This is a genomic window from Micromonospora sp. DT81.3 (assembly GCF_049847225.1).
Lineage (GTDB): Bacteria > Actinomycetota > Actinomycetes > Actinomycetales > Microbacteriaceae > Microbacterium.
Map to the genome: position 1 here is coordinate 658,042 of NZ_JBNCNY010000001.1, position 14,678 is coordinate 672,719.

Sequence of the window (14,678 nt, forward strand, 5' to 3'; positions counted from 1 at the left end):
CGCGCTTCAGCCGGGGCGGCGGATGCGGAGCCGCCAGCGGCGCTGGGGCGGTGCCTCGCGTGCGTCCTGCTCCGCGGCGCGGCGCGCCGCCGCATCCTGTCGCTCCGACCACTGCGCGACGCGTTCGTCGACGTCCACGGTCGGCGTGACCACCGGCGGTCCGCCCAGCAGCTGCCGCCGCGCCTCGATGACGCGGCGGTTGAAGTCCTCGAGGTACTCCCGCACGTCGCTCTCGCGACGGAGGGCATCGAGCCGCTGGTCCAGTTCGGCGAACTCGGTGCGAAGGGTGAGGGCCGGCGGCCCGAGACCCGTGAGGCGCTCCCGCTCGATCTTGCGGCGGATCCACCAGTCCGGATCGTGGGTCGCGCCGAGCCCGGGGATCGGCTTTCCCGCACCGGGAAGATCCTTGAACTCTCCACGTCGGATCGCCTGTTCGATCGCGACCTCGACGATGGCGGCGCGCTCCTCGTTCGTGAAGCCGCGCGCGGATGCCTCGCCGTCCGCCTCCGGCTCTTCGCCGCGCTCGCGCGCCTCCTTCTCGAGGCGGTATCGCATCGCGGCATCCCTGCTGTCCTGCGCCACGGTTCCCTCCACGCGTCCCTTCGAGGTTAATCGATGGCGCGAGAACGGGCTCCGATTGGTGTCGCGATCGGGTCGCTTCCGCTCGCGCTGCACTTATCGTCGCGCGCGCCGATAAGTGACTACGCGCAAGGCAGATAGTGCAGCGCGAACGAGCCGGCCCGGCCGCGCACCGCGAACCACCCGGCGCTCAGCGGCGGAGCGCGTCGCCCATGGAACGGATCGCCTCTTCGAGAAGCGGCCTCGGCATCGCGAAGACGAGGCGGACGAACCCCTCGGCGCCCGCGCCGCACAGCGCTCCGTCGGTGAGGGCCACCCCGGCGTGCATGCGGAAGAACTCGGCGGGTGAGCCGGGGATGTCGAAGTCGCCGACATCGAGCCACCCGAGGTACGTGGCATCGGGGGCGGTGAAGCGCGCGCCGGGGAGCTCCGAACGCACGAGCGCCTCGAGAGCCTCGCGGCTGGCCTCGAGGTACGCCGTCACGCCGGCGAGCCACTCGCCGCCCGAGGCGTAGGCCGCCGTCGACGCGAGCACCCCCAGCGTGGAGGCCCCGTGCGCGGTGGCGAATCCGAAGCGGCGGTAGCGCTCCTCGTCGGCGTCGTTCGAGGTGATCAGCTGCGCGGCCTTCAGTCCCGGGATGTTCCAGGCCTTCGAGGCGCTCGTGCCGGTCACCGAGTGCGCGGCGGCGGCATCCGACACCGATGCGTACGGAATGTGCCGGCGGCCCCCGAATCGGATCGGGGCGTGGATCTCGTCGGCGAAGACACGGCCGCGGTGCCGCTCGACGATCAGTGAGATGGCCTCCAGCTCGGCGCGCGACAGCATGGTTCCCGTCGGATTATGCGGGTTGCAGAGCACGAGCGTGCGCGCTCCGGCGGCGAATGCGGCATCGATCGCGTCGAGGTCGTGCGCCCAGCGCGCGTCGGTGTGCGTGCCGGGCACCTGCACGACCGGACGCCCGATCGACGGCAGATATGTCAGGAACGGCATGTACGCCGGGGTGGGAACGATCACGGCGGAGCCCTCGGGTGAGAACTCCTCCACCGCCACACGGAGGGCGGCCATGACGTCGCTCACCGGGTGCACGCGGTCGGGATCGACCGTCCAGCCGTACTCGCGCCTCATCCATCCGGCCGTGGCGGCGCCCATCTCGGCGGAGGTCGCCGGCGACAGGTAGCCGAGCGTCTCGTCATCGATCGCGCGATGCAGCGCCTCGGTCACCACCGGCGCGGTGCCGAAGTCCATTTCCGCGACCCACGCACCGATCGTGCCTGGGTGCAGGCTCCACTTGCGGCTGGATGGGCGCTCGAGCTCCGCGCGGCTGCGGCGGTCGAAGGAATGCGTCGCATCGAGCACGCCGCTTCTCACCATGGTCCCCGACATCCGACACCCCCTCGGGCGCACGCCGCACCCTGACCAGGGTGACACGGAGGCCTCGGCCGCCACGAGCCGTGTTACGCCCGGTGTCGCCGCCCCGTGTCGCCGCCTCGGTGTCGCCGCACCGTTTCGCCGCCCGCGCACCGCACTCGCCGGGGGCGCAGTCCTGTGCGCGAAGATGAGGAGGATGTCTCTCCGCTCCCGCACATCCCCGGCCGCCTGGATCGTCGCCGCCGCGATGTTCATGGAGAACCTCGACGCCACCATCCTCGTCACCGCAGCACCGGCCATCGCGGCCGATCTCGGAGTCGCCGCGGAAGACGTCGGCGCGGCGATGACGGTCTACCTCGTCGCCGTGGCCTGCAGCATCCCGCTCTCCGGATGGCTGTCCACCCGCATCGGACCTCGGGTCGTGTTCCTGAGCGCGATCGCCGGCTTCACGGTGTTCTCGGCGCTCTGCGCCATGAGCGACGGACTGCTGGCACTCTGCGTCTTCCGTGCGCTGCAGGGCATCGCGGGCGGGATGATGGTCCCCGTCGGGCGCCTCATCGTGCTGCGATCATCGGCGAAATCCGACCTCATCCGCGCCATCGCGGTCATCACGTGGCCCGCGCTGCTCGCACCCGCCATCGCGCCGGCCGTCGGAGGCCTTATCGTCACCGTGACGACGTGGCACTGGATCTTCCTGATCAACGTTCCGCTCGGCATCCTGGGCCTCGTCCTCGCCTTCGTCTTCGTGCCCAAGACCCGGGAGGAGCCGACGCGGCTCGATGTTCCGGGGCTGCTGCTGACGACCGTCGCCTGCTGCGCCGTGCTGCTCGCCTTCGAGGGCGCGGCGCGACTCGACCTCACCTCGGCGGTGCTGCTGGTCATCGCGGCGCTGTCGCTCGCTGCGCTGCTGCTGTGGCTGCGGCGGACCACGCAGCCGCTGGTCGACCTCGGCATCTTCCGCACCGAGACCTTCCGCACCGGCAACTCCAGCGGGTTCGTGTTCCGCCTCGTGGTGAGCGCGGTGCCGTTCCTGCTCGCCCTCGCGCTGCAGGAAGGCCTCGGCTGGAGCGCCCTGCTGGCGAGCGCTCCCGTCACGGCGCTGTTCCTGGGCAACATCGCGGCGAAGAGCCTCGCGACCGTTCAGCTGCACCGATGGGGCTTCCGCGGTGTGCTGCTCGTCTCGATCGCCGGTTCGCTCGTGCTGCTCGTGGCGCTCGCTCTGCTGGGCGCCGCGTGGCCCATCTGGCTCGTGACCGTGATCGCGTTCGTCAGCGGGTGGTTCCGCTCGACAGGGTTCACCGCGTTCAACACGCTGCAGTTCGCGGATGTCGATGGCGCCGCACTCGCGTCGGCCAACACCGTCTCCTCCGTGCTCGCGCAGCTCGCCCAGGCGGGCGGGATCGCCCTCGCGGCGACGATCGTGCGGATCGTGGCGGATGCGGGCGGCGGCACCGACGCGATGCTGCCGTACAACATCGCCTTCGCCGTCGCTGCGGCCCTGCTGCTCCTGCCGATGGCAGGGGCGCTGCGGCTCAGCCGCGGCGCCGGAGCGCACGTCACCGCTCGACGCACCAAGCGCTGAGCCCCGTCACCTCGGAGCGAGGGTCGCCGGAGCGCGCCCCCGGAGCCGGGATCACCGGACGGGGCGTCAACCGGGCCGGGATCACTGGGCCGGGCGTCACCCGGGCCGGGCGTCAACCGAGCCGGGCGTCACCCGAGCCGGGTGTCACCGGGGCGCGCGACGCGCAGCCAGCGATACCCGTAGGGCGGCAGCTCGATCTCGAAGCGTCTCTTGTCATCCGGGACGAGCGCCTCGGCGCTGAACAGGTCGCGAAGCCGCACGTCATCCGGCTCGTCGTCCAAGACGACCGCGGCCACCGCGGGCACATCCGCGAAGTTGTGCAGGGCGATCATGCGCCCGACATCCGCCCGCAGGCTGTGCACCAGCAGAGCCGGGGCCTCCTGCGGCAGCACCTCGAACTCGCCCCAGCCGATCTCCGGTGACAGCCGGTATCGCGACGCGAGGTGGCGGATGAAGTTCAGCAGCGAGCCGTCGTCGTTGCGCTGGTCGGCGACGTTGACGTGCCGTGGCGCGTAGCCGTCCGCCGGGATGGGCGCGGGGAAGCGCGAGGCGGGGGCGCTGGAGAAGCCGCCCTTGTCATCCGGCGCCCACTGCATGGGCGTGCGCACGGCCAGGCGTCCCTCGATGTCGGCGTTCTCCCCCATCCCGATCTCCTCGCCATAGAAGAGCACGGGCACGCCGGGAAGGGAGAACAGCAGGCTGTAGACCATCCGCACGCGCCGGGGGTCGCCGGCGAGCATGGGCGGCAGCCGCCGCGTGATGCCGCGGTCGTAGACGCGCTGCGAGGGATCGGGCGAGAGCGCCTCGAAGACCTCCTGCTTCTGCTTCTCCGTGAGCTTGTCGAGCGTGAGCTCGTCGTGATTGCGCACGAAATTCGCCCACGCCGTCTCGGGCGGGATGACGGGACGCGAGGTGAGCGTGCGGATCAGCGGCGCGGGGTCGGAGCGAACGAGGGAAAGGTACATCGACTGCATCGAAAGAAAATCGAACTGCAGGTCGAGCTCGCCGCCGCGCGAGCCGCCGAAGTACTCCAGCTGCTCCTTGTAGGGCACGTTCACCTCGCCGAGCACGACAGCCTCGCTGCTGCGGCGCTGCAGGAACCTTTTGATGTCGCGCAGGAACTCGTGCGGGTCGCCCATGTCGACGCCTTCCGGCGGCTCGATGAGGAAGGGCACGGCGTCGACGCGGAACCCCGAGACGCCGAGCTGCAGCCAGAACCCGATGACCTTGGCGATCTCGTCGCGCACGCGCGGGTTGGCGATGTTGAGGTCGGGCTGGTGCGAGTAGAAGCTGTGCAGGAAGTACTGTCCGCTCTTCTCGTCGAGCTCCCAGACGCTGCTCTCCTCGCCGGGGAACACCGTCTCCTGCTGCTTCTTCGGCGGCTCGTCACGCCACACGTAGTAGTCGCGGAACGGCGACGTGCGGCTGCGCTTTGCGGAGACGAACCACGGATGCCGGTCGGAGGTGTGGTTCACGACGAGGTCGATGATGACGCGGATGCCGCGGTCACGGGCCGTCCGGAGCACCTCGACCAGCTCGCCGTGGCTGCCGATCCGCGGGTCGATCCCGTAGAAGTCCGTGATGTCGTAGCCGTCATCGCGGTCGGGGGAAGGGAAGAACGGCATCAGCCACAGGCAGGTGACCCCGAGGTCGGCGAGGTAGTCGATGCGGCGGGCCAGGCCGGCGAGGTCGCCGATCCCGTCGCCGTTCTCGTCCAGAAAGGTCTCGATGTCGAGGCAGTAGACGACGGCGGTCTTCCACCACAGGTCGCCCGTGTCGGTGATCTTCACGGCAGCAGCTCCCGGAGTGCCGGGAGCAGCTCGCGCTGCGCGCGCTCGATGAAGGGACCCTGCTCCTTGCCGACGTGATGGAGATAGATGCGATCGAACCCCGCGTCGGCCCGCTCCACGATCTGGGCGGCCAGGTCGCGTGCGTCCGACGCGATGAGCACCGACTTCAGCAGCGTCTCGTCGTCCACGCCCTCGGCCGCGGCATCGAAGTCCTCGGGCTGCTCGACGTCCCAGAGACGAGGGCCCGTGACCGCAGCGTGCCGCCACTGGTCCCGCACGATCGCCAGAGCCGTCTCCCGGTCCTCCGCGAGCGCCACGTGCGTCTGCAGCGCGAGGGGCCCGCGACCTCCCGCCCCCCGGTAGGCGGCCACCACATCCTCGAGCGCCGCCCGGTCCTGCGCGACGGTGACCAGTCCATCGGCCCACCCGGCGACGTGCGCGGCGGTCTCGGAGGCGACCGCGGCCGCGAACAGCGGCGGCGGCTCGGCCGGCCGGCTCCACAGCCGGGCGCGGTGCACGCGCACCGTCCCCTCGTGCGACACCTCTTCGCCGGCGAGGAGCCGGGAGATGACGTCGTGCGATTCGTCGAGGCGGTCGTCACGGAAGCCCTTCGGCGGCCACGGGTCGCCCGTGACGTGCTCGTTCATCGCCTCGCCGCTGCCGAGGCACGCCCAGAATCGCCCGGGGAACATCTCCTCCAGAGTGCCGATCGCCTGTGCCGCGATGACCGGGTGATATCGCTGCCCCGGCGCCGTCACGACGCCGAAAGAGAAGGATGTGCGCGCCAGCGCCGCCCCCAGCCAGCTCCAGGCATAGCCGGATTCGCCCTGGCGAACCCCCCATGGGGCGAGGTGGTCAGAGCACATCGCGCCGTCGAAGCCTGCGGCCTCGGCGTCCTGGACGGCGGTCAGCAGCGCGCTGGGCGGGAGCTGCTCGTGAGAGGCGTGGTATCCGAGAAAGACCATTGATCGAGTCTTGCCCGGGCCGCCACCGCCAGGCAACGCCTTGCACATGGCGAGGGCATCGGGTACGGCGGACCGGCCGGCCCCCGCTGTCAAGGGCTTCCGGCATCCGCGGTGCCGACCGTAGCCTCGGCCTGACCGGACCGCCACGGCCCGACGAGAGGAAACCGATGATCCGCGCGCTCGCACTCAACTGCACCCTCAAGCCCTCCCCCGAATCCTCCAGCACGGAGCTGCTCGCCACGCAGGTGCTGGAAGCCCTTGCCGCTCGAGGTGCCGAGACGGAGCAGCTCAGGGTGCTGGACTACGACGTCCGGCCGGGCACCGAGACCGACATGGGCGACGGGGACGAGTGGCCCCAGGTGCGCGCCAAGATCCTTGCGGCCGACATCCTCGTGTTCGCCACGCCCACCTGGGTCGGCCACCTGTCGAGCGTCGCCGCGCGGGTCATCGAGCGGCTGGACGCCGAGCTCTCCGAGACGGACGAGGAAGGCCGTCCGATCCTCACCGGCAAGGTGGCCGTCACCGTGGTCGTGGGCAACGAGGACGGCGCCCACAAGATCACCGCGGACCTCTACCAGGCCCTCGGAGATGTGGGCTTCAGCATCCCGTCGCAGGGCGGCACGTACTGGAACGGCGAGGCGATGCACACGGTCGACTACAAGGATCTGGACGAGACGCCCGAGGAGACCGCGAGCGCCACCGAGACGCTCGCGCGCAACGCCGTGCACCTCGCGAAGCTGCTGCAGGACAGCCCGTACCCCGCGCCGTGATCCCCTCGCGGCCCCGGCCGGAGGAGGCGAGCGGGCGATTTTAGCGCCCCTTGCCCTCGTCGGTCCAGGGTCCTGGCTGCTTCGCGGAACCGTCGCAGAGTGGGAGACCCAACCCCGAAGACGGAGGCGCCATGTACTTCCACGTGCAGAGACTCATCAACGAGATCGAGCAGGACGAGCCGGACCCCGCAGCCGCGAACGCGCTGCAGGAGGGCCTCGGCGGTCAGTTCGGCGAGATGCGCACCATGATGCAGTACCTGTTCCAGAGCATCAACTTCCGCGGCCCGTCGGCGAAGCCGTACCGCGACCTGATCCAGGGAATCGGCACCGAGGAGATCAGCCACGTCGAGCTGATCGGCACCACGATCTCCCGCCTCCTGGACGGATCGCCGCAGTACAAGGGCAAGCCGACGGACCCGGTCGACGAGCCGGGCGACGGCGGCGCGACGCCGCTGAACATCGCCCTGGATCACAGCAACATCCACCACTATCTGGTGGGCGCGCAGGGCGCCCTGCCGGTGGATGCCGCCGGCAACCCGTGGCTCGGAAGCTACGTGTACAACTCCGGCAACCTGGTGCTCGACCTGCTGTACAACCTGATGCTCGAGTCGACGGGCCGACTGCAGAAGTGCCGCCTCTACGAGATGACGTCGAACAAGACCGCTCGCTCGACGATCTCCTACCTCATCGTGCGCGACCAGGCGCACGAGAACGCCTTCGCCAAGGCGCTGGAGACGCTCGGGGTGAACTGGCGCACCGCGCTGCCCATCCCGAAGACGAACGCCGAGCAGTTCCCCGAGGTGAAGAAGCTCCTCAACCAGGGTCTGCAGAGCAAGCAGTTCTCGTTCGACCTGACCGCGGCATCCGAAGCCGGAAAGATCTTCCAGGGCCTCTCGCCCTCGAAGGACGGCACCCAGCTCGACGCGTCGCAGCAGGCGCCGGAAGGCTTCCCCCTCACGATCTCACCGGAGCGTCCGGAGGAGTTCTCCCCCGGCGCCGACAAGGACCTGCGCCAGCTGATCGAGGCGACGGCGGCGATGGAGATGGCCGACATCGACGCGACTTTCGGGGCGATGAAGTAGCCCCGCAGCACTACCCGCAACACCGCGCGCTCGCGTTTACACAGACGCCTCCCATTTGGCAAGGGGGTTCAACAGATGCGGGGCCGCGCGTATCAATGTCTACTAAATCCCGGTCGAACGGCCGGTAGTCGAAAGGGGCACCATGTCCGAGAGTTATGGATCGGTCTCAGCCACGAGGCCTGAAGAGTCCACTGAGACCCAGAGCACGATGGATGCAGCCAAGCAGGAGGCCGCTGGCGTGAAGGACACCGCCAAGGCGGAAGCCGGTCACGTTGCCGAGACCGCGAAGGATGAGGCGAAGAACGTCGCATCCGAGGCCAAGTACCAGGCGAAGAATCTCTACGCCCAGGCCAAGAACGAGTTGCAGAGCCAGGCGGGCGCGCAGCAGCAGAAGGCGGCATCGGGTCTTCGCTCCGTGGGCGACGAGCTCCGCTCGCTGGCCAACGGCGAGCAGCCTCAGTCAAGCGGCATCGCCACCGACCTCGTGCGCCAGGCATCCGATCGCGTGTCCAGCGCCGCGGCCTGGATCGGCGATCGCGACCCGGCCGAGCTTCTCGACGAGGTCAAGCGATACGCGCGCCGTCGTCCGGGCGTCTTCATCGGCCTCGCCGCCGTCGCGGGTATCGTCGCCGGCCGCCTGGCACGTGCGCTCACCGAGCACAACGCCGACGAGAAGGCCGACCAGGAGCGCATCTCCCAGAGCGCCGGTTACCGCCCGGCCCCTCCCGTCCCGCCGACGTCGTACGCGGGCGTGGCCGGGGAGACCACCTACCCGGTGACGGGCAGCGACGACCTGGCGGAGACGCCGCTGTACGCGGAGCGCTCCGCGTCGCTGTCCGGCGGACTCGCAGAGGAGGAGGGCGACGGCTATGTCCGACGTGACTCCCTCTGAGGCCAAGGCGGCGAATTCGTCGCTCGGGGAGCTCCTCGCCGAGGTGACCCGCGACCTCTCGACGCTCATGCGTCAGGAGATCGCGCTGGCCAGGGCTGAGCTCACCCAGTCGGCCAAGAAGGCGGGTAAGGGCGCGGGCTTCCTCGGCGGTGCCGGCTATGCCGGTCACCTGACCGTGCTGTTCCTCTCGATCGCCGCGTGGTGGGGACTCGGCTACGCGCTCGACAACAACGCCTGGTCGGCCGTGATCGTCGCGATCGTCTGGGGCATCATCGCCGCCATTCTGTTCGTCGTCGGCCGCAAGAAGTTGAAGGAAGTCCAGGGTGCACCGCAGACCGTCGACACCCTCAAGGAAATACCGGAAGCATTCCAGAGAAATGAGGAGAACCGATGAGCACTACCGATTCACCGGAACAGATCCGCGCCGAGATCGAGGCCACGCGCAGTGAGCTGGGATCGAACGTCGACGCCCTGGCCGACAAGGTGACGCCGTCGAAGATCGTCGACCGCCAGAAGGGCAAGGTCAAGGAGGCCATCGGCAACGTGCGCACCCGCATCATGGGTGCCGCCGATGACGTCCGCTACAGCGCCGGCTCGAGCCTGCAGGACGCCGGTTCCGGCCTCTCCGACGCGAAGGACCGTGTCGTCGACGCGAAGGACCGCGTCGTCGCCAAGGCGGAGGGCAACCCGCTCGCCGTCGGGCTGATCGCGTTCGGCGTCGGCCTGGTGGTGGCATCCCTCATTCCTGCGTCCGAGCGCGAGAAGGACGTCGCCGGCAACGTGCAGGACAGCGCGCAGCCCCTCGTCGACAAGGCGAAGGACGCCGCGCGCGAGGTCGGCGAGCACCTGAAGGAGCCCGCCCAGCAGGCTGCCGCCGCCGTGAAGGACACGGCGACGGATGCCGCGCAGAACGTCAAGGCCGAGACTCAGGGCGCCGCCCAGGAGGTCAAGGGCCAGGCTCAGCAGGCCAAAGAGAACGTCCAGCAGAGCTGACCGAACGACACACTCATCGGCGGGGGGACCGGGAAACCGGCCCCCCGCCTTTCTTCCCCTCAGGTGATGCCATGACCAACGACACTTCTACCCGCTCGAACGACGACGACACCCGAGACGCTCCTCACCCCGAGGATCCGAGAAAGCCCGATTCGCCGGATGACCTCCACAAGCGGTCGTGGAAGTACATCCTGGGAAAGACCATCCGGGAGTTCAGCTCCGACCAGTGCACCGACATCGCGGCGGCGCTGACCTACTTCGGTGTGCTGTCGCTCTTCCCGGCGATGATCGCCATCTTCGCGCTGCTCGGTCTGATCGGCCAAGGGAATGACGCAACCGACGCCATCCTGGGCATCGTGAACTCCCTCGCTCCGGGCGAGAGCGCCGACGCCCTGCGCGGGCCGATCGAAGAGCTCTCCAACTCACCGGCCAAGGGCTTCGCGCTCGTCAGCGGTATCGTGCTGGCCATCTGGTCGGCATCCGGCTACGTCGGCGCTTTCAGCCGGGCCATGAACCGCATCTACGAGATTCCCGAGGGCCGCCCGGTCTGGAAGCTGAAGCCCACTCAGCTGCTCGTCACCGTCATCGCCATCGTCCTCGTGGTGGTAGCCGCCGTCCTGCTCGTGGTCTCCGGTCCCGTAGCCGAGGCCGTCGGGAACGCACTGGGTCTCGGTGACACCGCGACGACCATCTGGAACATCGTCAAGTGGCCCGTGCTCGCCCTGGTCGTCGTGCTGATCATCGCGATCCTCTACTACTTCACGCCGAACGTGAAGCAGCCGAAGTTCCGCTGGCTGAGTCTCGGCTCCGTGCTGGCCATCGTGCTGATCCTGGTGTCGACGCTGCTGTTCGGGCTGTACGTCACCAACTTCTCGAATTACGACCGCACGTACGGGTCGATGGCAGGTGTGATCATCTTCCTGCTCTGGCTGTGGATCGTGAACATCGCGCTTCTGTTCGGCGCGGAGTTCGACGCCGAGATGGAGCGGGGTCGCCAACTGCAGGCGGGCATCGCCGCCGAGGAGACGATCCAGCTGCCTCCTCGCGACACCAAGAAGATCGACAAGGCGGAGGAGAAGGAGCAGAAGGACATCGAGGAGGGCCGGCGCATCCGGACGGAGGCCGCTGCCGACGGCGCGAACGACGGCAGCCCCGACGGCGGCGAGAACGAGGACCGCGACAAGAACGCGACAGCGGTGCCCGCCGACTCCGATGGCAAGCGCACCGGCCGCCGGTCGGATCAGCGCTGAGTGAAGGGCCGGGCGAGCGGAGGCGTCTCCGCTCGCCCGCCCGCGTTCTCATGTTCGCGCCGACGCGAACGCACCCACCGTCTGGGCGGGAACTCGTGCGGCCAGTGCACAGTGACGGTGTGAAATCCCCGCCGCACTCGAAGCAGGTACGACGACGGATCGGTCAGCGGCCGCATCGAGATCGTCATGTCCAGCTCCCGGTCGAGGCCGATCCGGTGATCCCGGCCGAGGTGATACGCGAGGTCCAGGTCGTCGTGCACGAGGATGTCGTGCCGGTGCACCTCGGCTGAGACGGCCTCCCACGCGGAGCGGCGCATCGCGAAGTTTGAGCCGAACAGCGGCGCGTGCCCGAGCGTGGGCGTCAGCACGGCGAAGTAGGACCCGAGGTACACCGCCGACAGCACAGAGCGCAGCACCCGCGGGCCCTCGGCGAAACGCGCCCCGCCCGTCACCGCGGCGAGGTCGGCGTCACGGGCGAAGTCCTGGGCGATCCGCTCCAGCCATCCCTCGCCCGGCAGGCAGTCGGCATCCAGTCTCGCGATGATCTCTCCACGGGCCGCGTCGTAGCCGGCGGCGCTGGCCGCGGGGATGCCGCCGCCCTCCTGCCGCACGACGCGGGCGCCCATCCCTTCGGCCACGAGGGCGCTGGAGTCGCTGGAGTCGTTGTCGACCACGATGATCTCGTCCGCGGCGCGCGTCTGCCGGCCGAGTGCCCGAAGGCACTCCCGCAGCTGCTGTGCGTCGTCCTTCACCGGGATCACGACGGAGATGGATGCGGTGGCCGCGGTCGCCTCGCTCATCGTTCGTGCTCCCCCGTGGTGAAGCCGATCGCCTTGTGCGTGCCGTCGCACCACGGCTTGATGGCCGACACCCCGCAGCGGCAGAGGGCCATCGTGCGGCGGCGCCGCTCGACCGGGTCGCCGTGCTCGTCGATCAGGGTGACGTGCCCGCGGACGATCAGGGGCCCGTTCGGATAGGGGGTGATGGTGGGCCCCGGTTCCGACCGGCGGTGCGGGTGTTCCGCGTGGGTCATGCCGACCTCCTTCGAAGAGAACGGATCGAGGATGCCGCGCGGAAGATGCGTGTGTCACGGTAGCGCACTCCTCCGCGCAACCGGCATCCGAGTGCGATCCAGATGGCGAGGGCGCGCTCCAGCAGCCACACGGGTGCCCACAGCGCCGCGGTCCCGTCGAACACCGCGGCACCGCCGTCGCGTCGCCGTCCGACTTCGGCCAGGCCGATCGCGGCGGCGGCCCCGGCCGCGACGACGCCCGGGCGACGGGCGGACAGCGCCCAGCCGAGGGCCGGGAGGATTGCGAGGTGCAATGCGAGGCGCGCGGGTTGCGCGAAGTCGTCGTAGGCCTGCCGCACGCGCTGATTCCAGAACTGCGCCGGCGTCGGGGGCAGACGCACCACGAAGACGTCGGAGGCGACATCCACCCGTCCGCCGTGCGCGAGCACCGTGCGCTCGAGCTCCAGGTTCTCGAACAGCACGTCGCCGTCATAGCCGCCGCGCGCCAGCACGAACGAGCGCCGAACGCCCAGCGTGCCGGAGTAGTCGCCGCCCCAAACCCGGTTCAGCAGTGTGCGGCCGGTGTCCCAGCGGGCGTGCCAGCGGGAAGGGCGGAAGACGTTCTGGGGACGGACGAGGTCGGCGTCACCGAGCCTGTGCAGCACCGCGGCGATCGTCGCCGCGTCGTAGCGCACATCGTCGTCGGCGATCACGACGCGATCATGGCGCGCCGCCTGGATGCCGGTCATCACGCCGCGCGCCTTGCCGTTCGCCCCGGGCCACGCAGCCGGGGCCAGGTGCCGCACCGCGGCGGGAAACGCGGCGCGGTGGCGCTCGAACAGATCCGCCCGCGAGCCGTCGACCACGGTGACGTCGAGGAGCACGACCAGCTCGGCCAGGTATCCGGTGAGCTCGGGCAGGTCGGCGTCTTCGTCCCAGCGCAGCGGAAGCACGTATTCGGCGCTGTGCTGCGGCGATCTCACGTGGTGGCTCCCCCTGCCTCGGGAACGGGCTGCCGCAGAGACGAGTCCCCCCTGCGCCACGCGTCGAGGATGTGCTCGCCGACCCACCCGTCCACCGCCAGGCAGGCCGCCGCCCCGAAGACGATGTCGGGCAGCAGCACCGGTTCGTCCTCGGCCAGCGCCCCGGCCAGGTCGCGCCCGGCGATCTGCTCGTGCACCGCATCGGCTTCCACGTGCTCGTCGAAGTACTCCGTCGCGTCCACGTCGAACCCGTGGCGCCGGAAGCCGTCGCCGTAGAACCTGTTCGGGATCGACGAGGTCATCTCGAACGCGGCGAGGTGCCCGACGATCGCTCCCCGCAGCCGGCGGTTCAGCCCGAACATCGACATCATGTTCAGTGACGCGAGGGTGACCGCGGGAACGGCGTCGACGTAGGCGCCGTAGGTGTCATCGAGCGCGAGCGCGCGCATGGTCTGGGCGAAGATCGCCGAGTGCATCCGGCTCGGAACCCCACCGCCGTACTCGTCGGACTGTATCTCGACGAGTGCCGCCTTCGCGCGGCCGGTCAGCCGGGGGATCGCCCACGAGTGCGGATCCGCCTCGCGCAGGGTGTAGATGCTGCGCTGGATCAGCAGCTCCCGCAGCTGCTCGCTGGTGGCGGATTTCGCGATGAAGCGGGCGAGGCTCGGGCCGCCCTGCGCGCCCGTCAGGGTGAAGAGGAACCGGGCGACCGCGTCGACGGAGGGATCCGGCAGCGCCGGCGATGGCACCTCGGCGCGCAGCTGTGCCTCGAACGCGCGCTCGAGCACCGCCCGTGTGCGGATCAGTCCCGGGTGCCACTCCCAGTCACCGCCGAACTGATCGAACGATCCGTAGTGCAGGCCGTAGAGGGTGAGCAGCGTCACCTGGATGTCGCCATCGCGCGCGACGTCGGATGCACGCGCGACGGCATCCAGAGCCAGCTCCATCAGGTCGCTGGGCCCTGGGGTGTCCGCGGAGGCGCCCAGCACGGCATGCAGCTCTCGGCTCAGAGGACCCCGAGGCCCGTAGGGAAGGAAGACGTGGCTGGATCGGGATGGCGTGGGCGTGAACACGCTCACGCGATCGCCTTTCTCGCGCGCGGGGGGAAGTGATGGATCGGGATCGGTCGCGTCGAGCGGTCCGAGTCGGCGTGCTCGATGACCGCGTCGGCCGCGTCCAGCGCATCGTTCAGCGTGTCGAAACGACGGGAGGCGTGGCACTCCCGGAACCAGATCACCTCGATGTGCCGATCCACCCTCTCGAAGAACGCGACCAGCCGCCGTGCATCGTCTTCCGGTACCGACGCGTCGCACACGCGCCAGCCGGTCTCACCGATGAACGTCAGTTCGATCCGCCGGTACATCGTGTCGCCCGCCATTGGACTCACTCCTTCTCGTGTCGTGCAGAAACG

16 protein-coding genes are annotated in these 14,678 nt (G+C 69.6%); 7 read left to right on the forward strand and 9 right to left on the reverse strand.

Annotated elements, in window-relative coordinates:
• Positions 1-6 precede the first annotated feature (6 nt).
• Both ACPW96_RS03175 and ACPW96_RS03180 read right to left on the reverse strand, forming a co-directional pair.
• Positions 7-582 (reverse strand): DUF1992 domain-containing protein, encoded by a 576-nt coding sequence (locus ACPW96_RS03175; protein WP_425881991.1) that lies wholly within the window; start codon positions 580-582, stop codon positions 7-9.
• A gap of 187 nt (positions 583-769) precedes the next feature.
• Positions 770-1,963 (reverse strand): MalY/PatB family protein, encoded by a 1,194-nt coding sequence (locus ACPW96_RS03180; protein ID WP_425881992.1) that lies wholly within the window; start codon positions 1,961-1,963, stop codon positions 770-772.
• Between the two features lie 181 nt (positions 1,964-2,144).
• Between ACPW96_RS03180 and ACPW96_RS03185 the strand changes: the two genes are divergently transcribed.
• The gene (locus ACPW96_RS03185; RefSeq protein ID WP_425819219.1) at positions 2,145-3,530 is read left to right on the forward strand and encodes an MFS transporter; all 1,386 of its coding nucleotides are present in this window, start codon (positions 2,145-2,147) and stop codon (positions 3,528-3,530) included.
• Between the two features lie 128 nt (positions 3,531-3,658).
• On the opposite strand, the gene ACPW96_RS03190 is transcribed toward ACPW96_RS03185, so the two are convergent.
• Together ACPW96_RS03190 and ACPW96_RS03195 are read right to left on the reverse strand one after the other, a co-directional pair.
• Positions 3,659-5,320, reverse strand: a complete 1,662-nt coding sequence (locus ACPW96_RS03190) for an alpha-amylase family protein (RefSeq protein WP_425819217.1) — start codon at positions 5,318-5,320, stop codon at positions 3,659-3,661.
• Positions 5,317-6,285, reverse strand: coding sequence for a TIGR03885 family FMN-dependent LLM class oxidoreductase (locus ACPW96_RS03195; RefSeq protein ID WP_425881993.1), 969 nt, complete (start codon positions 6,283-6,285; stop codon positions 5,317-5,319). The genes ACPW96_RS03190 and ACPW96_RS03195 overlap by 4 nt, the downstream gene beginning before the upstream one ends.
• 167 nt (positions 6,286-6,452) lie before the next feature.
• Between ACPW96_RS03195 and ACPW96_RS03200 the strand changes: the two genes are divergently transcribed.
• The 6 genes from ACPW96_RS03200 to ACPW96_RS03225 all read left to right on the forward strand — a co-directional run bounded on the left by ACPW96_RS03200 (position 6,453) and on the right by ACPW96_RS03225 (position 11,272).
• Positions 6,453-7,055, forward strand: a complete 603-nt coding sequence (locus ACPW96_RS03200) for a flavodoxin family protein (RefSeq protein WP_425819213.1) — start codon at positions 6,453-6,455, stop codon at positions 7,053-7,055.
• 131 nt (positions 7,056-7,186) lie between these two features.
• The gene (locus ACPW96_RS03205) at positions 7,187-8,137 is read left to right on the forward strand and encodes a manganese catalase family protein (RefSeq protein WP_425819211.1); all 951 of its coding nucleotides are present in this window, start codon (positions 7,187-7,189) and stop codon (positions 8,135-8,137) included.
• A gap of 208 nt (positions 8,138-8,345) precedes the next feature.
• Positions 8,346-9,029, forward strand: a complete 684-nt coding sequence (locus ACPW96_RS03210; protein ID WP_425819209.1) for a hypothetical protein — start codon at positions 8,346-8,348, stop codon at positions 9,027-9,029.
• Positions 9,007-9,423, forward strand: a complete 417-nt coding sequence (locus ACPW96_RS03215) for a phage holin family protein (protein WP_425819207.1) — start codon at positions 9,007-9,009, stop codon at positions 9,421-9,423. The genes ACPW96_RS03210 and ACPW96_RS03215 overlap by 23 nt, the downstream gene beginning before the upstream one ends.
• Positions 9,420-10,022 carry a DUF3618 domain-containing protein gene (locus ACPW96_RS03220; RefSeq protein ID WP_425819205.1) on the forward strand — a complete coding sequence of 201 codons (603 nt, stop codon included), beginning with the start codon at positions 9,420-9,422 and terminating at the stop codon, positions 10,020-10,022. The genes ACPW96_RS03215 and ACPW96_RS03220 overlap by 4 nt, the downstream gene beginning before the upstream one ends.
• Positions 10,023-10,093: 71 nt before the next feature.
• Positions 10,094-11,272: a YihY/virulence factor BrkB family protein gene (locus tag ACPW96_RS03225; protein ID WP_425819203.1), complete on the forward strand. Its 1,179-nt coding sequence runs from the start codon at positions 10,094-10,096 to the stop codon at positions 11,270-11,272.
• On the opposite strand, the gene ACPW96_RS03230 is transcribed toward ACPW96_RS03225, so the two are convergent.
• From ACPW96_RS03230 to ACPW96_RS03250, 5 genes are read right to left on the reverse strand one after another with little or no spacing between them, the layout of a single operon-like run.
• On the reverse strand, positions 11,263-12,072 hold the full coding sequence (locus ACPW96_RS03230) for a glycosyltransferase family 2 protein (RefSeq protein ID WP_425819201.1): 810 nt from the start codon (positions 12,070-12,072) through the stop codon (positions 11,263-11,265). The genes ACPW96_RS03225 and ACPW96_RS03230 overlap by 10 nt on opposite strands.
• Positions 12,069-12,305 (reverse strand): CDGSH iron-sulfur domain-containing protein, encoded by a 237-nt coding sequence (locus ACPW96_RS03235; RefSeq protein ID WP_425819199.1) that lies wholly within the window; start codon positions 12,303-12,305, stop codon positions 12,069-12,071. The genes ACPW96_RS03230 and ACPW96_RS03235 overlap by 4 nt, the downstream gene beginning before the upstream one ends.
• Entirely contained in the window at positions 12,302-13,267 is a 966-nt protein-coding gene (locus ACPW96_RS03240) for a glycosyltransferase (RefSeq protein ID WP_425819197.1), read from the reverse strand. Before ACPW96_RS03240 ends, ACPW96_RS03235 begins: the two co-directional genes overlap by 4 nt.
• Positions 13,264-14,346 carry an iron-containing redox enzyme family protein gene (locus tag ACPW96_RS03245; protein ID WP_425819195.1) on the reverse strand — a complete coding sequence of 361 codons (1,083 nt, stop codon included), beginning with the start codon at positions 14,344-14,346 and terminating at the stop codon, positions 13,264-13,266. Before ACPW96_RS03245 ends, ACPW96_RS03240 begins: the two co-directional genes overlap by 4 nt.
• Positions 14,343-14,645: a hypothetical protein gene (locus ACPW96_RS03250; RefSeq protein ID WP_425819193.1), complete on the reverse strand. Its 303-nt coding sequence runs from the start codon at positions 14,643-14,645 to the stop codon at positions 14,343-14,345. Before ACPW96_RS03250 ends, ACPW96_RS03245 begins: the two co-directional genes overlap by 4 nt.
• Between the last annotated feature and the right edge of the window lie 33 nt (positions 14,646-14,678).

What these genes read in the sequence shown, in the direction of transcription:
- ACPW96_RS03230 (WP_425819201.1), bottom strand. Translation starts at nt 12,072, where the DNA reads ATGAGCGAGGCGACCGCGGCCACCGCATCCATCTCCGTCGTGATCCCG.
- ACPW96_RS03220 (WP_425819205.1), top strand. Translation starts at nt 9,420, where the DNA reads ATGAGCACTACCGATTCACCGGAACAGATCCGCGCCGAGATCGAGGCC.
- ACPW96_RS03185 (WP_425819219.1), top strand. Translation starts at nt 2,145, where the DNA reads ATGTCTCTCCGCTCCCGCACATCCCCGGCCGCCTGGATCGTCGCCGCC.
- ACPW96_RS03225 (WP_425819203.1), top strand. Translation starts at nt 10,094, where the DNA reads ATGACCAACGACACTTCTACCCGCTCGAACGACGACGACACCCGAGAC.
- ACPW96_RS03210 (WP_425819209.1), top strand. Translation starts at nt 8,346, where the DNA reads ATGGATGCAGCCAAGCAGGAGGCCGCTGGCGTGAAGGACACCGCCAAG.
- ACPW96_RS03200 (WP_425819213.1), top strand. Translation starts at nt 6,453, where the DNA reads ATGATCCGCGCGCTCGCACTCAACTGCACCCTCAAGCCCTCCCCCGAA.
- ACPW96_RS03195 (WP_425881993.1), bottom strand. Translation starts at nt 6,285, where the DNA reads ATGGTCTTTCTCGGATACCACGCCTCTCACGAGCAGCTCCCGCCCAGC.
- ACPW96_RS03235 (WP_425819199.1), bottom strand. Translation starts at nt 12,305, where the DNA reads ATGACCCACGCGGAACACCCGCACCGCCGGTCGGAACCGGGGCCCACC.
- ACPW96_RS03205 (WP_425819211.1), top strand. Translation starts at nt 7,187, where the DNA reads ATGTACTTCCACGTGCAGAGACTCATCAACGAGATCGAGCAGGACGAG.
- ACPW96_RS03250 (WP_425819193.1), bottom strand. Translation starts at nt 14,645, where the DNA reads ATGGCGGGCGACACGATGTACCGGCGGATCGAACTGACGTTCATCGGT.
- ACPW96_RS03180 (WP_425881992.1), bottom strand. Translation starts at nt 1,963, where the DNA reads ATGTCGGGGACCATGGTGAGAAGCGGCGTGCTCGATGCGACGCATTCC.
- ACPW96_RS03215 (WP_425819207.1), top strand. Translation starts at nt 9,007, where the DNA reads ATGTCCGACGTGACTCCCTCTGAGGCCAAGGCGGCGAATTCGTCGCTC.